Consider the following 14,560-nt stretch of genomic DNA (forward strand, 5'->3'; position numbering starts at 1 on the left):
AGGTCGCGTCGTCCATCCGCAAGGCGACATGGTGCAATCAGCGCGCCGCGTCGAGTTCCGGATAGTGGCGGAAAATGCAGGCCTCATTGAACGCAAGCCGGCGGGGCGAGCCGAGATACGCTGCAATGTTGGGCCGGCGGCGGACGGATTCGTGAAGGGCGGTCAGGCCCGGATAATGTCGGTCGTTGCCCTTCATGGCGCTTGGAAACGCATAGGTCAGACCCTCGAGGATCTGGAACAGGGAAAGATCGACGTAGCTGAGCGCACTCCCCACCATGTGACTGGCACCGAGAGGGTTCTGTTGCAGCACCCGTTCGAAGTAGCCGAGGAATCTCKGGATGCGGTCCCTTATAAACGCAGCCGACCGAGCCTTTGCCTCCGTCTTCTGGTCTTCGTAGTAGAGCGAGGTGGCAATGGGATGGTGTGTGTCGTGCACTTCGGCGACAAAATCCGTGATCGTCAGTTGCAACCCGTTTGCCACATAGCGGAGCCTGTCTTGTTCGGGCGCAAGCCCAAGTTTTGGGCCGAGATAGAATAGAATGTTGGCGACGTGCGAAATGACGAGATCACCATCCTCTAGAAAGGGCGGGGCAAACGGGATCTGTGCTTGCGACCCGCTGTCCAGGATCCTCATCATCGCGTCGGTTCCGCCACCTTTTTGCGCCTGGCGCGTGACATCGATATAATCCGCTCCCGCTTCCTCAAGTGCCAGCCGCACGAATTCTCCGCGCCCCTGAATGCCGTCCCAGTAATAGAGTTTATACGTCATGGTCTCCTCAATGCGTCGCGGTTCTGCCCCTTCCAGAGCCTGACTTCTTGCCGCCACCGCTTTGCTTGTTCACTGTGGCCCACGCACGCCGATCGGCCTCTTTGGCGGAGACGCCACGCTCCTCGTAGCTCTCCTCGATATGATCTGCCTGACGTTGCTGTTTTTCCGTGTATGCGGACTTGTCACCTCTGGGCATATCTGTTCGCCTTCCCCGTGGAAAAGCATACCAACTCGCCGAGATAAAAAATGTTCCGTCTTGAATGATAGCGGGGCGGGAGGGGATGGCGCTCACCAGCGGCGATAATACTGACGCGAAATCGCGAGCATCCTTTCGACGGCCGAGTGCCGTAGCGAATTCTGCGGCGGCGTTTCGCGAAACAGCAGTACGACCAGCTTGTCTATCGCCAGCACAAAAGCGATGGCCAGTGCCAAATAGGCTATCGCAGCAAAAGCCAGAAGGGACATGGTGTCTCACACGGGAGCGATGAATATGTAGAAGCCTGCGACGATCAAAGAGACCAGAATGGCATCAAAATAACTTTTGCTCATGGTGATTCTCCTGCTTCGGCGGAAAACACCCGACATTCGCTTTTGTTCCATCGCCGGTTGCCGCTGTCGCATATTTTCCCGAGGCCAGAGGTCCGCCATCGACCGGACATGCGCATTGGGTAGCAATAGGGGAGAATTGATGCAGGCGTGTGACACATAAAGCAGGGCGTCGGAAGGCGCCCTGCTTTATGTGGCTAAACTAAAATGATCCTGTTCAGGCAGACTTTCGTGCAGTGATTTTCTTGGAGCTCGCCTTGGCAGCGCCATTCGTCTTCGGAATGGCAGCACGTTTGGCGCGGCTCTTCACTTCCTTGCCATCGGATGACGCCGCCGTGCCTTCCAGCGCTTCGCGCTCTCGCTTCGCCTGTTCCCAATGAACGAAATCACGGCCGCTAGGGCGGCCTTCCTCTTCCCAAAGCGCATATGCACGCTTCATGATCCACTCTTGCTGAGTTTCAGTCATCGCCGATCTCCAGTGCAAAACTGCCTCGTTGTAACGCGATACCGACCAGTAGAGTTCCAGAGGAAACGCAGCTTTTCAAGCGTTTTTTGACACAGTGCAAAAATTTCTTTTGCATTGCAGCATCAGTCGATCCCGCGCCTGACAAAACGTCCTGGAAACATTGTATTTTCGAGCTGCCGGCATTTTTCGGCTCCTCTGAAAAACAGATCCTTGATGTGTTGGATTTAGCTTGGGTTCACCGTCGAAGTCGGCGAAGCAGGCGCAGCCGGCCGGTCGCCCTGCGATTGCGCCATCGCCTTTACCAAGGCGACGATCTTCTCGCGGAGCTGCGCATCAGTGATCTTCATAAATGCTCTGTTGAGTGCGAGCCCCTCTTTCGAGTGCAGGAACTCTGCCAGCGGATCGATAGCGATCGTCATATCAAGACCAGCCAGCGAGAGCGGTTCGGAGGGGTCCTGCTCGAAGAAGTAACTCGGCGATGTACTCAGTACTTCGGCAATCCGCTGCAACCGGCTGGCGCCGATGCGGTTCACGCCCTTCTCGTACTTTTGCACTTGCTGGAATGTCACGCCTATCTGGTCGGCAAGCCTTTCCTGACTGAGCCCGAGCAGTTGCCGGCGCAATCTCACCCGCGAACCTACATAGCTGTCAATTGCATTCGGCGTCTTTGCATTCATCTTGCGTGTTCCATCTACCGGAATTAGGCGAAACGGTTATTCCGGCAAACCGCTCCCCAGCTACGGGAGTGTCTCTTAGCAGATTGTCAAGCTCAATTGTTCGTTCTTGACGATCGAGTGATTTCTTCTGACAAAACCGTGAACGGCATCCTGTCTCAATCCCGATCTCGACCGCGAACTCCGAAACGTATCGGACGATATTCGCGATGGACGATCTTGAGGCTTCTATCAGGCTGGATCATATAGGTTTCCTCTACTTGCTGTCCGTACTGGTCGATGAAATCGTGCGGGAAGGTCGACCCGATCGGCGACTTCGTCAGCTTCGTCTGCGGCTGGCCACGATAGATGATGCTTCCGGGTATGGGATCGAGACCGGGCGAGGAAAAGTTCTTTGTCGCCGTGCAGCTGGCAAGCATTGCGATGCCGATCAGGGTAGCAGCTTTGATGTTCATGGCGTCCTCACACCTTCGGCAGACTTCTACCGATGCATATATGTGAGGAACTGCGCAACAGACAGGGATCAGGCGCAGACGGCGCGTATTTTTTTGGCTTCGCGGCCAGGCCAGACCCGGAAACCCGAGTTAGAGCAGGCCCCGTCTCGCGAGATTGGCCATCAACTCCGAAATGCCAAAGGTCCATGGCGGGCATTGGGTGGAAAGGCGCACCGTATTGACCAGCGAACCCAGACCGGCAGACGAAATCTCGACAACGTCGCCTATCTTGTGGGTGAAGCCCTGGTTCGGCGCGTCGCGGTCCTGTGTCGGAGCAAAGAGCGTGCCGAGGAACAGCATGAAGCCATCCGGATATTGATGGTGGCTGCCGCATGTCTGCTTGACGAGTTCGGTCGGATCGCGGCTGATCTTCGACATCGAGCTCTTGCCGTGAAGCACGAACCCGTCTTCCCCTGTAACCTTGAGGTCGAGTTCCGCCTGGCGGACGTCGTCAATGCCATAGGTCGCGTCGAAAAGGCGTATGAACGGGCCGATCGAGCAAGAGGCATTGTTGTCCTTCGCCTTGCCGAGCAACAGCGCCGAACGCCCCTCCACGTCACGCAGGTTGACGTCGTTGCCGAGCGTGGCCCCCTTGATCTCGCCGCGGCTGTTGACCGCAAGTACAATTTCCGGCTCCGGGTTGTTCCAGGTCGAAATCGGATGCAGGCCGACATCAGCCCCCCAGCCGACGGAGGACAGAACCGGGGCCTTCGTGAAGACCTCGGCGTCCGGTCCGATGCCAACCTCGAGATACTGCGACCACATGCCTTCCTCGATCAGCGCCTGCTTGACCTTGGCCGCCTCTGCGGAGCCGGCCTTCAAATTGTTGAGGCTGCCGCCGATCAGCGTGCTGACGCGTTCACGGATCGATGCGGCGCGGTCGGGATTGCCCGCCGCCTTTTCCTCGATCACGCGTTCGATCATCGACTGGGCGAAGGTAACGCCACAGGCCTTGATCACCTGCAGGTCAGCAGGTGCGAGGATATAGGGGCGGGACGGGTCCGGCTTGTCCGTGCTGTTTGCGACGATCTCCGCAAGCGTGCCAAGCCGTTGCCCCGTCGCCGCGCGGGTGAAGTCGGTCGGATCCGGCTGCTCCAGAAGCGCGCTCAGTGTCGGTGCGCTCTTGGAGGTGATGTCGATGAGCTGGCCGTCGCGAAGGGTGACGACGCTCGGACCGTTGGTCGCGGGGTTCCATGCACGACCGAGAAACAAGCCGCCGGAAGCGGCGGCATCCAGAAGGGTATCAGACATCGTCATATTCCGTCACGCGAGCGATGGACGCGCTCTCCGATGAAAGGGATTGAGCCGCCCTCCAACCCAGCGGCTGCGAAAATCGATCACATTCGCTTCCCGCCGGCAAGGTCAGGGAAGGAAAAAGCGACAGGCCCGCCTGCATAAAATTGTGGGCTCGATGCCTTTTCAGACATGAGCCCACATTGGATTGACACACCGGTCCATGCCCGGGCGCGCCGTTCAGCGTGCGCCTGGCATCAGTGGTTGTCGCGCGGAATGCCCTTCGTCTGAGCGATGCGCTGATACTTGACCGCGGGCTCCAGCACCGCACCGGTCTCCATCTGGCCGACATAGCTCCGCTGGATTTCCTGCCACGGTGTCTGGCTCTCTGGGAAGGCATAGCCGCCGGCGGCATCGAGTGCTGCCCGGCGCGATGCGATCTCCTCGTCGCTGATCAGGATATCGGCCGTCCCCTTCTTGAGATCGATGCGCACCTGATCACCCGTCCTCAGGATGGCGAGGCCGCCGCCGGCAGCTGCTTCGGGCGAGGCGTTGAGAATTGAGGGCGAACCCGATGTGCCGGACTGACGGCCATCGCCGACACACGGCAGGGAGGAGATGCCCTGCTTCAGCAGATAGTCAGGCGCGCGCATGTTGACGACTTCCGCTGCGCCCGGATAACCGATCGGGCCGGCACCGCGCATGAAGAGGATGGTCGTGCCGTCGATGGCAAGCGACGGATCGTCGATGCGATGGTGATAGTCCTCCGGACCGTCGAACACGACGGCACGACCGACGAAGGCTTCCGGATCGTTGGGATTGGACAGATAGCGGTTGCGGAATTCCGGCGAGATCACGCTCGTCTTCATGATGGCCGACGAGAATAGGTTGCCCTTCAGCACCCGGAAGCCTGCTCGCTCCTTCAACGGACGTTCGAACGGCCGAATGACCTTTTCGTCCTCGATGACCGCTGACGTATAGTTCTCCCCGATCGTTTTGCCGTTGACCGTCATCGCGCCGGTGTTGATCAGTTCATGCTTGATCAGTTCACCCATGACCGCTGGAACGCCGCCGGCGTGATAATAATCTTCGCCGAGATATTCACCGGCCGGCTGCAGGTTGACGAGCAGCGGGATTTCCTCGCCGTAGGTCTGCCAGTCATCGACGCTCAGTTCGACGCCGACGTGGCGCGCAAGGGCATTGAGGTGGATCGGGGCATTGGTGGAGCCGCCGATCGCAGAGTTGACCCGGATGGCATTGATGAATGCGTCCTTGGTCAGAATGTCCGATGGCTTCAGGTCTTCGCGGACCATCTCGACGATGCGAAGACCGGTCTCGTAAGATATTTCCTGCCGGTCGCGATAGGGCGCCGGAATTGCGGCAGCGCCCGGCAGCTGCATTCCGAGGGCTTCGGCAAGCGAGTTCATTGTCGTTGCCGTGCCCATGGTGTTGCAATAGCCGGTCGACGGTGCGGACGATGCGACAAGCTTGACGAAGCCCTGATAGTCGATCTCGCCGCGGGCCATCATTTCGCGGGCTTTCCAGACGATCGTGCCGGAGCCCGTACGCTCGCCGCGGAACCAGCCGTTCAACATCGGACCGACCGACAGGGCGATCGCAGGAATGTTGACCGTTGCCGCGGCCATAAGACAGGCCGGTGTCGTCTTGTCGCAGCCGATGGTCAGGACCACGCCGTCGAGCGGATAGCCGTAGAGCACCTCGACGAGGCCGAGATAGGACAGATTGCGATCCAGACCGGCGGTCGGGCGCTTGCCGGTTTCCTGGATCGGGTGTACCGGAAATTCGATGGCGATGCCGCCTGCGTCACGAATGCCTTCGCGCACGCGCTTTGCCAGTTCGAGGTGATGTCTGTTGCAAGGCGACAGATCCGAACCGGTCTGCGCGATACCGATGATCGGCCGTCCCGACTGCAGTTCCTCCTGGCTCAAACCAAAGTTCATGTAGCGCTCAAGGTAGAGTGCGGTCATGTCCGGATTGGCAAGATTGTCGAACCAGGCTTTCGAGCGAAGCTGCGGCGCTTCGGTCTTTTCCTGGATTGCGTTTGGGCTGTGCGGGACAGGGGTTTTCTCAACCACGGTAATTTTCCTTGCGTTGACGCCGTTGTTGTCATGCATTTAGCTGATCGATACCGGATTGTATAATCAGTCTTTCGTATTCTGGTATGCAAATATCTTATATCAGGCGAGGTGTGCATGGGATTGGACGGATTCAAGCTGCGGCACTTGCGAATGCTGGTGGCGCTGAGCGAGCATGGCAAACTGGGCGTCGTGGCCGAAATGTTTGGCGTCTCCCAGCCGGCGCTGTCGCGGACGCTGAATGAGCTCGAACAGATGTCGGGGCACCAGCTCTTCGAGCGGCACAACAGGGGATTGATCGCGACTGCACAGGGTGAAGTGATCGTGCGTCACGCAAAGATGCTTCTGGCCGAGGCGCAGCGGGCGGAATACGAGATGGTGGTAGCCGCGGCCGGGCAGGGGGGCAGCGTCGCGTTCGGCACGATCATGACGCCCGCAGCCGACTATGTCGCCCCGGCCCTCAAGCGGCTGTTCGAGACACATCCGACCATCGACGTCAGCATCACCGTGGGCAGCAGCGACGTGCTCTTGGAAGACGTCCTCAGCCGCCGCCTCGACTTCGCGGTTTGCCGCATTCCGAGCGGCATGAATCCACTCTGGTTCGACCATATTCCCCTCGGGAAGGAAACGTTGAGGATCGTCGTCGCTGCGAACCATCCCTTGGCAAAAAAAGCCGTCGCTGCAGAAGATGACCTGCGCCAGCAGAGCTGGGTCCTGCAGCCGCACGGTTCGTTTCTTCGCCACGTCGTGGATGATTTCATACGGCGCCATGGCATTGTCCCGTCAAGCGTCGTCTCCACATCCGATGCGCTTCTGACGATGCTTCTCATGCTGCAGAGCCAGCGCCTTGGCATCCTGGCAGAACCTGTTGCCAGGCTCATGGAAGAACACGGTCTCCTGCGCATCCTATCCATTGCTGGCGATATCTCGGTGCCCGACTTCGGGCTCGTGAAACTCAAGGACCGGGATCTGTCGGCATCTGCCGAACTGCTCTACAAGCTGTTCGAATCGGCTTGAGACGAAAGAGCCTCAGGGCACCGGCGTGTGCAGCGTCACCAGGCGCACATCCCGACGAAAATCCGATGGCGACATGCCGGCAATATGGCGGAAGGACTTGTTGAAGGCGCTGATCGAGCCGAAACCGCTGTCCATCGCAACCTGCAGGACGTTGGCGCCGTCCTTCATCAGCATCGCCTGGGCGCGCGAAAGCCGCAGCAGGTTGACGTATTTGCTGAGCGTCATCCCTGTCGTCTTCTTGAAGACGTTCATCGCGTATTTCGGATGAAGATCCGCGGCGCGGGCAATGTCCACCGAATCGATTTCCTGCAGGAAGTTGGCGGCGACGAAGTCGCACATGCGCGCGACGCTGCGCGACGACTGCGGATAAGCCTGCTCGATGTCGTCCGTATCGGACAGCCCGTTCGATGCAAGCATCGAAAAAGGTTCAAGTGCTATTCGTTCTATCCGGAGCAGCATCTCTTCGACGGCATGTTCTGCCTTTGCCGGATCGCCTGATTTCGCGTAGCGCACCCAGCGCTGGAAGTTCTCGGCGTCCGCCGCGTCGGTCGTCGATGTGAATAGGATCTCGCCCTTCATGAGCCTGCTGGAAATATTGATCGGCAGACGCATACGGAAGAAATAGACCAGCGGCAGATGTCCCCCGGCATAGATCGCGTCATCGCTGCACTCGTCCATCTGGTGTGGTTGTCCGCCCCAGAAGAGGCACATGTCTCCGGCAGTCATGCTGATGTCGTGACCGTTCATCCGGTAATGCACGCTGCCGCGCATGATGTAGTTGACCTCGACCTGCACATGCCAATGCGGCATCAGCATCACGGACGGGTGATTGTGAAACATCTGGAGTGCGGTCGGCAGCCCTTCGATGCTGCTCGCTCCCGGCTGATAGACAGCTCTTCGTTCGATCTTACTTTCCGCCAAATCCATGTTCCCTTTTTAGGAGACAGCGGCTCCCTTCCAGATAGTCTAGCCTCGTTCGCTAAGGGACGGCAATTGAAAAGGGAGGATTTTCAATGCGCTTCAAACTTATCGGTGTGACCGCTGCGGTCGCGCTGCTCGCATCTGGCTCTGCATACGCGGAACCTGCCAATCTCACCATCTGGAGCTGGAACGTCGCCGCATCGGCGCTGAAGTCCACGCTCGAAGGCTTCAACAAGCAGCATCCTGACATCAAGGTCACGGTGGAGGACCTTGGAAACCAACAGGTCTTCGACAAAATGCTCGCCGCCTGCGCTGCCGGCGGCGAAGGTCTGCCCGATATCGTCAGTGTCGAGAATTTCGAAGCAGAGATCTTCTGGAGCCGGTTCCCCGATTGCTTCGCCAACCTGAAGGACCTCGGTTACACCGCCGACATCCAGGCAAAATTCCCCGAGTTCAAGCGCACGGAGCTTGAAGTTGGCGACGTCGCCTACGCCATGCCTTGGGATTCTGGTCCTGTCGCAGCATTCTATCGTCGCGATTTCTATGAGAAGGCTGGCGTCGATCCGGCGACCATCAAGACCTGGGATGATTTCATCGCGGCCGGCAAGAAGATTTCCGCAGCCAATCCTGGCGTGGTGATGTCGCAGGCCGATTTGAACGGCGACAGCGAATGGTTCCGAATGATCGCAAACGAGCAGGGCTGCGGCTACTTCTCTGCAGATGGCCAGAACATTACGATCAACCAGCCCGCCTGCGTTGCGACACTTGAAAAAGTGAAGCAGATGAAGGATGCCGGCACGCTGACCGCTGCCAACTGGGACGAGAAGATCCAGGCGAATACCGCCGGCAAGGTGGCAACGCAGATCTACGGCGGCTGGTACGAAGGCACGGTGCGCTCGACCTCTCCGGACGAGAAGGGCAAGTGGGGCGTCTACATGATGCCGAGCCTCACGGCGGACGGCCCGCATGCGGCCAACCTTGGCGGATCGTCGCTCGCGATCGCCGCCAACTCGCCGAACAAGGAAGCCGCCTGGACCTACGTGAACTATGCGCTCGGCACCAACGAGGGCCAGGTCACTATGCTGAAATCCTTCGGTCTCGTTCCCTCGCTGCTGACTGCTGTGCAGGATCCGTTCGTCAACGAGCCGCTGTCCTTCTGGGGCGACCAAAAGCTCTGGGCCGATATCCTTTCGACCCTGCCGAAGATCGTCCCCAGCCGCGGTACGGCCTTCCAGACGGATGCGGACGCCATCTACAAAGCGACGCAGACGAAGTATCTCGCCGGCGGATATCCTGACGCGAAGGCAGCGCTTGACGACGCCGCCAAGCAGGTCGCCTCGGCAACGGGTCTCCCGATCGCACAGTGAGTGATGGTGCCGGGCGCGCAATGCGCGCCCGGCCTTCACCCCCAGTGCGTTCGTAAGGAGGAGGCCTCATGCCGCTCAGAAACCGGAGCGCCTACGCGTTCCTTGCCCCTTATCTATTGGTTTTCGCCACCTTCTGGGTATGGCCGATCATCAATTCGTTCCTGATCTCGTTCCAGAACACCCGCGTCAATCCGTGGAAATTCAGCGTTCAGGCCAACTGGGGACGCCTGTTCGGCGACCCGGCGTTCTACAACGCGCTCTACAACACGCTGATCATCCTGTTGATCCAGGTCCCGGTGATGATTGCGCTCGCGACAGTCATGGCGGTCCTGCTCAATTCGCCGCTGCTCAAGGCACGCGCCATCTTCCGCTTCGCATTCTTTGCGCCGGTCGTGGTCGGTGAAGTCGCCTATGCGGCTGTCTTCCGCCTGATGTTCAATATGGACTTCGGCATCATCAACAAGCTGATTGGTACGGTCGGGATCGCGCCTGTGTCGTGGTTTGCCGAAAGCCATGCGGCCATGGCGCTCATCATTCTCGCGGTGACCTGGCGCTGGGCCGGTTACAACGCCATCATCATTCTGGCAGGGCTGCAGTCCATTCCGGAAGATGTCTACGAAGCCGCGACCCTCGACAAGGTGTCGAAGGCGAAACAGTTCATTCACATCACGCTGCCGCTGTTGAAGCCGATCATTCTGTTCTGCGTAATCCTGTCTGTCATCGGCACGATGCAGCTCTTCACCGAGCCCTTCCTGATCACCAATCGCGGCGGTCCCGGCGGCGGCACGGAAACGCTCGGCCTTCTCCTTTATCGCCAGGGTTTCCTGTCGCTGAACTTCGGCTACGCCTCGGCGGTCGCCTACACGATGGCAGCTCTGGCAATCGCAATCTCGCTGCTCAATCTGTGGGTCGGGAGGGAACAGAAATGAAGTCCAAGTCGCAATCCCTTCTGATCCGCAAAATCGCTCTGCATGCTGCGCTGACGCCGCTTGCGATTATCTGGCTCTTTCCGATCTGGATGATGTTCGTGTTTGCGACAATGCCTGACTACGGCATCTTCAGCCCCGACATCGTGCTTTTGCCGTCGACCAACCTGATCGAAAACTTCAGGAACCTTCAGGCGGACACCGATTTCGTAGGCGCCATGATCATCTCGATCGGCGTCGCCGCGATCTACACGTTCTGTTCGGTCCTGCTGACGTCGATGGCAGGCTGGGCGCTGGCGCGCTATCGCTTCGTCGGCCGGTCGATCGTCATCGCGATCATCCTCGGTACGATCACGCTGCCGTTTGCCGTCGTCGTCATTCCGCAGTTCATCATGGTCGCCCGAGAGTTCAAGCTCGCCAACACCTGGATAGCCCTGATCGTGCCGCCGCTTTTCAATTCGCTCGGCGTGCTTTTCATGCGCCAGGCCTTCTCGATGATGCCGGGCGAGCTTTTCGATGCGGCCCGCGTCGAGGGCGTCAAGGAGTGGCAGATCTTCCTGCGCATTGCCCTGCCGCTGGCGAGGCCGACGATGGCAGCCCTCGCGATCATCCTCTTCCTGGCCTCCTGGAACAACTATCTCTGGCCGCTGCTCATCAACTCCAAGCCTGGAATGATGACGGCACCGGTGGCGCTCGGAACCCTGCTCGGCCTCACCAAGGTTTCCTGGGGCGGCATCATGGCAGGGGCCTTGCTCCTCACGGCTCCGATCCTGGTCGTCTTCGTGTTCCTGCAGCGTCACTTCATAGCCGGCATTTCAGCCGGCGCAGTCAAATAGTCGGGAAACACCTGATGTCTGAGCTTTCACTGAAAAACGTCGTCAAGCGCTTCGGCGCACTGGAAATCATTCATGGCGCAAACCTCGAGGTAAAGGACGGGGAATTCGTCGTTTTCGTCGGCCCGTCCGGTTGCGGCAAGTCTACGCTGCTGCGCATGATCGCCGGACTGGAGGAGACCTCGGGCGGCGAGATCAATATCGGCGGCAAGGTGGTCAACGATGTCGAGCCCGCCGATCGCGGCATCGCCATGGTCTTCCAATCCTACGCGCTTTACCCGCACATGACGGTCGAGCAGAACCTCAGCTTCGGCCTTCGCATGAACGGCAATCCGAAAGAGGATACCGAAAAGCGCGTCAAGCATGCCGCCAACATCCTGCAGATCAACGAACTGATGCATCGGCGGCCGAAGCAGCTGTCCGGCGGCCAACGCCAGCGCGTCGCCATCGGCCGCGCCATCGTGCGCGAACCGCAGGTATTCCTGTTTGACGAACCGCTCTCCAACCTCGACGCCGAATTGCGCGTCCAGATGCGCGTCGAAATCTCCCGCCTGCACAAACAGCTGGGCACGACGATGATCTACGTCACCCATGACCAGACCGAGGCCATGACGCTTGCCGACAAGATCGTGGTGCTGCGGGCCGGCAACATAGAGCAGATCGGTGCTCCGCTCGATCTTTATGACAACCCCGCCAATCAGTTCGTCGCGGGTTTCGTCGGGTCTCCGAAGATGAATTTCCTCAAGGCCCAGGTGATCGAGACGAACGTGACCACCGCGACTGTCGCTCTTGTCGACGACCAAAGCGTTCGCCTTGCCATGCCGGTTGCAAGCCCCGTCGCAACCGGCATGCCGGTGACGCTGGGCATACGGCCGGAGCATTTCGCCGACGCCGGCAAGGGAGATGCGGACCTAACAGTCAGCATCGATGTCGCGGAGCATCTCGGAAACACCAGCTACATTTATGCCACCACGGCAGGCGGTGAGCAGTTGATCATCGAGCGGCCGGAGTCGCGCACAGTGGGCAACCGCGACCGACTGACCGTCGGCCTTTCGGCCAAACGCACCTTCCTGTTCGACAGCGCCGGCAAGCGGCTGCGCTGATTGCATATCCATCCCAAGACCAAGCACTGAAAGAGGAATTTCCATGAGCTCAGATCAACCGATTCGCTGGGGTATCATCGGTCCAGGCACCATCGCGCGCACCTTTGCGGACGGCATCGCCCATTCGCGCACCGGCAAGCTCGCGGCCATCGCGACGCGCAATCCCGACAAGCCCGGCCTTGGCGACAATTTCCCCGGCGCCCGCATCGTCAACGGTTACGAAGCGCTCCTGAAGGACAGCGAAATCGACGCCGTCTATATCTCCACGCCGCATACCGGCCACGCCGAATGGGCAATCAAGGCAATCCGCGCCGGCAAGCACGTGCTCGTCGAGAAGCCGATCGCGCTCTCTGCCTATGACGCCGACGTCATTTATCACGAAGCCAAGAAGGCCGGCGTCTTTGCCGGCGAAGCCTTCATGTACCGCGTTCATCCGCAGACGGCCAAGATCGTCGAGCTGGTGAAGAGCGGCGTCATCGGAACGGTGCGCATCATCCGCTCCAGCTTCGGCTTCAACATGGGTGGCTTCAAGCCGGAGCATCGTCTCTTCGCCAACGATGCCGCGGGCGGCGGTATTCTCGATGTCGGCGGCTACCCGGTCTCGATGGCGCGGCTGATTGCCGGTGCTACCGAAGGCAAGCCGTTCCTGGAGCCGGAAAAGGTGGCGGGCGTCGCCCACCTAGGTCAGTCCGGCGTTGACGAATGGGCCTCGGCCGTCCTGAAGTTCCCGAACGGCGTCATTGCCGAAGTGTCGTGCTCGATCATGGCAAATCAGGACAACACGCTGCGGATCATCGGATCCGACGGACGCATCGAGGTCAAGGATTTCTGGTTTGCCTCCGGCCACAAGGGCGGCGTCGGCAAGATAGAAATCTTCAAGGGCAACGAGCAGCAGACGATCGAGGTCAAGGAGGAGCGTTGGCTCTATTCCTTCGAGGTCGATGCAGCGGGCGATGCCATCCGTGCCGGCGAGAAGGAATTCGCTTCGCCCGGTATGAGCTGGGTCGATTCCCTCGGCAATCTGCGCGTGCTCGATCAGTGGCGCGCCTCGATCGGCCTGGAATACAGTGTCGAGAAGGCTGGAAAGCGCACGACCAATCTCGCCGGCGGCACTGTGCGTCGCGGCGACAGCATTCCGAAGCGCCAGATCCCCGGCATTGCCAAGCCGGCCTCGGTCGTCACCCTCGGCTTCGAATTCTTCCCGAACTTCGCGGCGGCATCGCTGACCCTTGATGCCTTCTATGAAGCCGGCGGTAACGTCTTCGACACCGGCTTCGTCTATGGAGGCGGCAAGACTGAGAGCATTTTCGGCGATTGGCATACGAGCCGCAACGTGTCGCGCGAAGACATCGTGCTGATCGGCAAGGGTGCGCATTCACCGCTCTGCTATCCTGATGTGATCGCCAAGCAGCTCGACCAGTCGCTGAACCGGCTGAAGACCGACTACGTCGATATCTACTTCATGCACCGGGACAACACCGACATACCGGTCGGCGAATTCGTCGACGCCATGGATGCGGAAGTGAAGCGCGGCCGCATTCGTGGCATCTTCGGTGGCTCGAACTGGACACGCGAGCGGATGGATGAGGCAGCAGCCTATGCGACGAAGAACGGCAAGGTCGCACCTGCGGCTCTTTCCAACAACTTCTCGCTGGCCGAGATGCTGGATCCGATCTGGGCAGGATGTGTGACCTCTTCCGACGACGAGTGGAAGACGTGGCTGAACGCCAGGCAGGTGCCAAACTTCGCCTGGTCGAGCCAGGGCCGTGGCTTCTTCACCGACCGCGCTGGCCGCGACAAGCTCGATGACGAGGAGATCGTGCGTTGCTGGTATTCCGACCGCAACTTCGAACGTCGTGACCGGGCGATCGAACTGGCCGACAGGCTTGGACGCAGCCCGATACATATCGCGCTCGCCTATGTCATCGCCCAGCCGTTCCCGGTTATTCCGCTGATCGGACCACGCACCATTGCCGAGCTCGAAGACAGCCTCTCGGCACTCGACATCAAGCTGACACCAGAACAGGTGAAATGGCTGGAAGCATAACGCCGATCACGGGTTGAGACGCGAAGCGGGCGAACTGGAATTCGTTGAGAACGGGTGCCGGTTTGCCC

14 protein-coding genes and 1 pseudogene are annotated in these 14,560 nt (G+C 59.5%); 6 read left to right on the forward strand and 9 right to left on the reverse strand.

Translation table 11 applies throughout. The annotated features are described in order from the left end of the window. Window positions 1–37: 37 nt before the first annotated feature. The 8 genes and pseudogenes from AC1DMK_RS16785 to AC1DMK_RS16820 form a co-directional block, all read right to left on the reverse strand. Window positions 38–769, reverse strand: a complete 732-nt coding sequence (locus AC1DMK_RS16785; protein ID WP_477860473.1) for a glutathione S-transferase — start codon at window positions 767–769, stop codon at window positions 38–40. 10 nt (window positions 770–779) lie between these two features. Next, window positions 780–965 (reverse strand): annotated as a pseudogene (locus tag AC1DMK_RS16790) (plasmid stabilization protein); the annotation flags it as partial. Between the two features lie 92 nt (window positions 966–1,057). After that, window positions 1,058–1,234 (reverse strand): hypothetical protein, encoded by a 177-nt coding sequence (locus tag AC1DMK_RS16795; RefSeq protein WP_477860475.1) that lies wholly within the window; start codon window positions 1,232–1,234, stop codon window positions 1,058–1,060. A gap of 298 nt (window positions 1,235–1,532) precedes the next feature. Then, window positions 1,533–1,781 (reverse strand): DUF2934 domain-containing protein, encoded by a 249-nt coding sequence (locus AC1DMK_RS16800; protein ID WP_477860477.1) that lies wholly within the window; start codon window positions 1,779–1,781, stop codon window positions 1,533–1,535. 224 nt (window positions 1,782–2,005) lie between these two features. Beyond that, complete coding sequence (locus AC1DMK_RS16805) at window positions 2,006–2,458, reverse strand: helix-turn-helix domain-containing protein (protein ID WP_037058197.1); 453 nt, start codon at window positions 2,456–2,458, stop codon at window positions 2,006–2,008. Window positions 2,459–2,613: 155 nt separating this feature from the next. Continuing rightward, a complete protein-coding gene (locus tag AC1DMK_RS16810; protein ID WP_477860479.1) occupies window positions 2,614–2,910 on the reverse strand; it encodes a hypothetical protein in 297 nt (98 codons plus the stop codon). A gap of 129 nt (window positions 2,911–3,039) precedes the next feature. Next, a complete protein-coding gene (locus AC1DMK_RS16815; RefSeq protein ID WP_477860481.1) occupies window positions 3,040–4,200 on the reverse strand; it encodes a fumarylacetoacetate hydrolase family protein in 1,161 nt (386 codons plus the stop codon). A 239-nt stretch (window positions 4,201–4,439) separates the two neighbouring features. After that, entirely contained in the window at window positions 4,440–6,317 is a 1,878-nt protein-coding gene (locus AC1DMK_RS16820) for an IlvD/Edd family dehydratase (RefSeq protein WP_477860483.1), read from the reverse strand. Window positions 6,318–6,395: 78 nt separating this feature from the next. Here AC1DMK_RS16820 and AC1DMK_RS16825 point away from each other — a divergent pair, with 78 nt between their 5' ends. Next, window positions 6,396–7,295, forward strand: coding sequence for a LysR family transcriptional regulator (locus tag AC1DMK_RS16825; RefSeq protein WP_037058201.1), 900 nt, complete (start codon window positions 6,396–6,398; stop codon window positions 7,293–7,295). Window positions 7,296–7,307: 12 nt separating this feature from the next. On the opposite strand, the gene AC1DMK_RS16830 is transcribed toward AC1DMK_RS16825, so the two are convergent. Further along, window positions 7,308–8,222 (reverse strand): helix-turn-helix domain-containing protein, encoded by a 915-nt coding sequence (locus AC1DMK_RS16830; RefSeq protein WP_477860485.1) that lies wholly within the window; start codon window positions 8,220–8,222, stop codon window positions 7,308–7,310. Between the two features lie 86 nt (window positions 8,223–8,308). On the opposite strand from AC1DMK_RS16830, the gene AC1DMK_RS16835 reads away from it, so the two are divergent. From AC1DMK_RS16835 to AC1DMK_RS16855, 5 genes are all read left to right on the forward strand, one after another. After that, window positions 8,309–9,583, forward strand: a complete 1,275-nt coding sequence (locus AC1DMK_RS16835; RefSeq protein ID WP_477860487.1) for an ABC transporter substrate-binding protein — start codon at window positions 8,309–8,311, stop codon at window positions 9,581–9,583. A gap of 68 nt (window positions 9,584–9,651) precedes the next feature. Next, complete coding sequence (locus AC1DMK_RS16840; RefSeq protein ID WP_477860489.1) at window positions 9,652–10,512, forward strand: carbohydrate ABC transporter permease; 861 nt, start codon at window positions 9,652–9,654, stop codon at window positions 10,510–10,512. Next, a complete protein-coding gene (locus AC1DMK_RS16845) occupies window positions 10,509–11,345 on the forward strand; it encodes a carbohydrate ABC transporter permease (RefSeq protein WP_477860491.1) in 837 nt (278 codons plus the stop codon). The genes AC1DMK_RS16840 and AC1DMK_RS16845 overlap by 4 nt, the downstream gene beginning before the upstream one ends. Before the next feature lie 14 nt (window positions 11,346–11,359). Continuing rightward, window positions 11,360–12,445, forward strand: a complete 1,086-nt coding sequence (locus tag AC1DMK_RS16850; RefSeq protein WP_477860493.1) for an ABC transporter ATP-binding protein — start codon at window positions 11,360–11,362, stop codon at window positions 12,443–12,445. Between the two features lie 43 nt (window positions 12,446–12,488). After that, complete coding sequence (locus tag AC1DMK_RS16855) at window positions 12,489–14,492, forward strand: aldo/keto reductase (RefSeq protein WP_477860495.1); 2,004 nt, start codon at window positions 12,489–12,491, stop codon at window positions 14,490–14,492. Window positions 14,493–14,560: the final 68 nt, after the last annotated feature.

The sequence above is a fragment of the Rhizobium sp. 05L419 genome (assembly GCF_056397845.1).

What these genes read in the sequence shown, in the direction of transcription:
- AC1DMK_RS16835 (WP_477860487.1), top strand. Translation starts at nt 8,309, where the DNA reads ATGCGCTTCAAACTTATCGGTGTGACCGCTGCGGTCGCGCTGCTCGCA.
- AC1DMK_RS16850 (WP_477860493.1), top strand. Translation starts at nt 11,360, where the DNA reads ATGTCTGAGCTTTCACTGAAAAACGTCGTCAAGCGCTTCGGCGCACTG.
- AC1DMK_RS16845 (WP_477860491.1), top strand. Translation starts at nt 10,509, where the DNA reads ATGAAGTCCAAGTCGCAATCCCTTCTGATCCGCAAAATCGCTCTGCAT.
- AC1DMK_RS16815 (WP_477860481.1), bottom strand. Translation starts at nt 4,200, where the DNA reads ATGTCTGATACCCTTCTGGATGCCGCCGCTTCCGGCGGCTTGTTTCTC.
- AC1DMK_RS16855 (WP_477860495.1), top strand. Translation starts at nt 12,489, where the DNA reads ATGAGCTCAGATCAACCGATTCGCTGGGGTATCATCGGTCCAGGCACC.
- AC1DMK_RS16795 (WP_477860475.1), bottom strand. Translation starts at nt 1,234, where the DNA reads ATGTCCCTTCTGGCTTTTGCTGCGATAGCCTATTTGGCACTGGCCATC.
- AC1DMK_RS16805 (WP_037058197.1), bottom strand. Translation starts at nt 2,458, where the DNA reads ATGAATGCAAAGACGCCGAATGCAATTGACAGCTATGTAGGTTCGCGG.
- AC1DMK_RS16820 (WP_477860483.1), bottom strand. Translation starts at nt 6,317, where the DNA reads ATGCATGACAACAACGGCGTCAACGCAAGGAAAATTACCGTGGTTGAG.
- AC1DMK_RS16825 (WP_037058201.1), top strand. Translation starts at nt 6,396, where the DNA reads ATGGGATTGGACGGATTCAAGCTGCGGCACTTGCGAATGCTGGTGGCG.
- AC1DMK_RS16810 (WP_477860479.1), bottom strand. Translation starts at nt 2,910, where the DNA reads ATGAACATCAAAGCTGCTACCCTGATCGGCATCGCAATGCTTGCCAGC.
- AC1DMK_RS16830 (WP_477860485.1), bottom strand. Translation starts at nt 8,222, where the DNA reads ATGGATTTGGCGGAAAGTAAGATCGAACGAAGAGCTGTCTATCAGCCG.
- AC1DMK_RS16800 (WP_477860477.1), bottom strand. Translation starts at nt 1,781, where the DNA reads ATGACTGAAACTCAGCAAGAGTGGATCATGAAGCGTGCATATGCGCTT.
- AC1DMK_RS16840 (WP_477860489.1), top strand. Translation starts at nt 9,652, where the DNA reads ATGCCGCTCAGAAACCGGAGCGCCTACGCGTTCCTTGCCCCTTATCTA.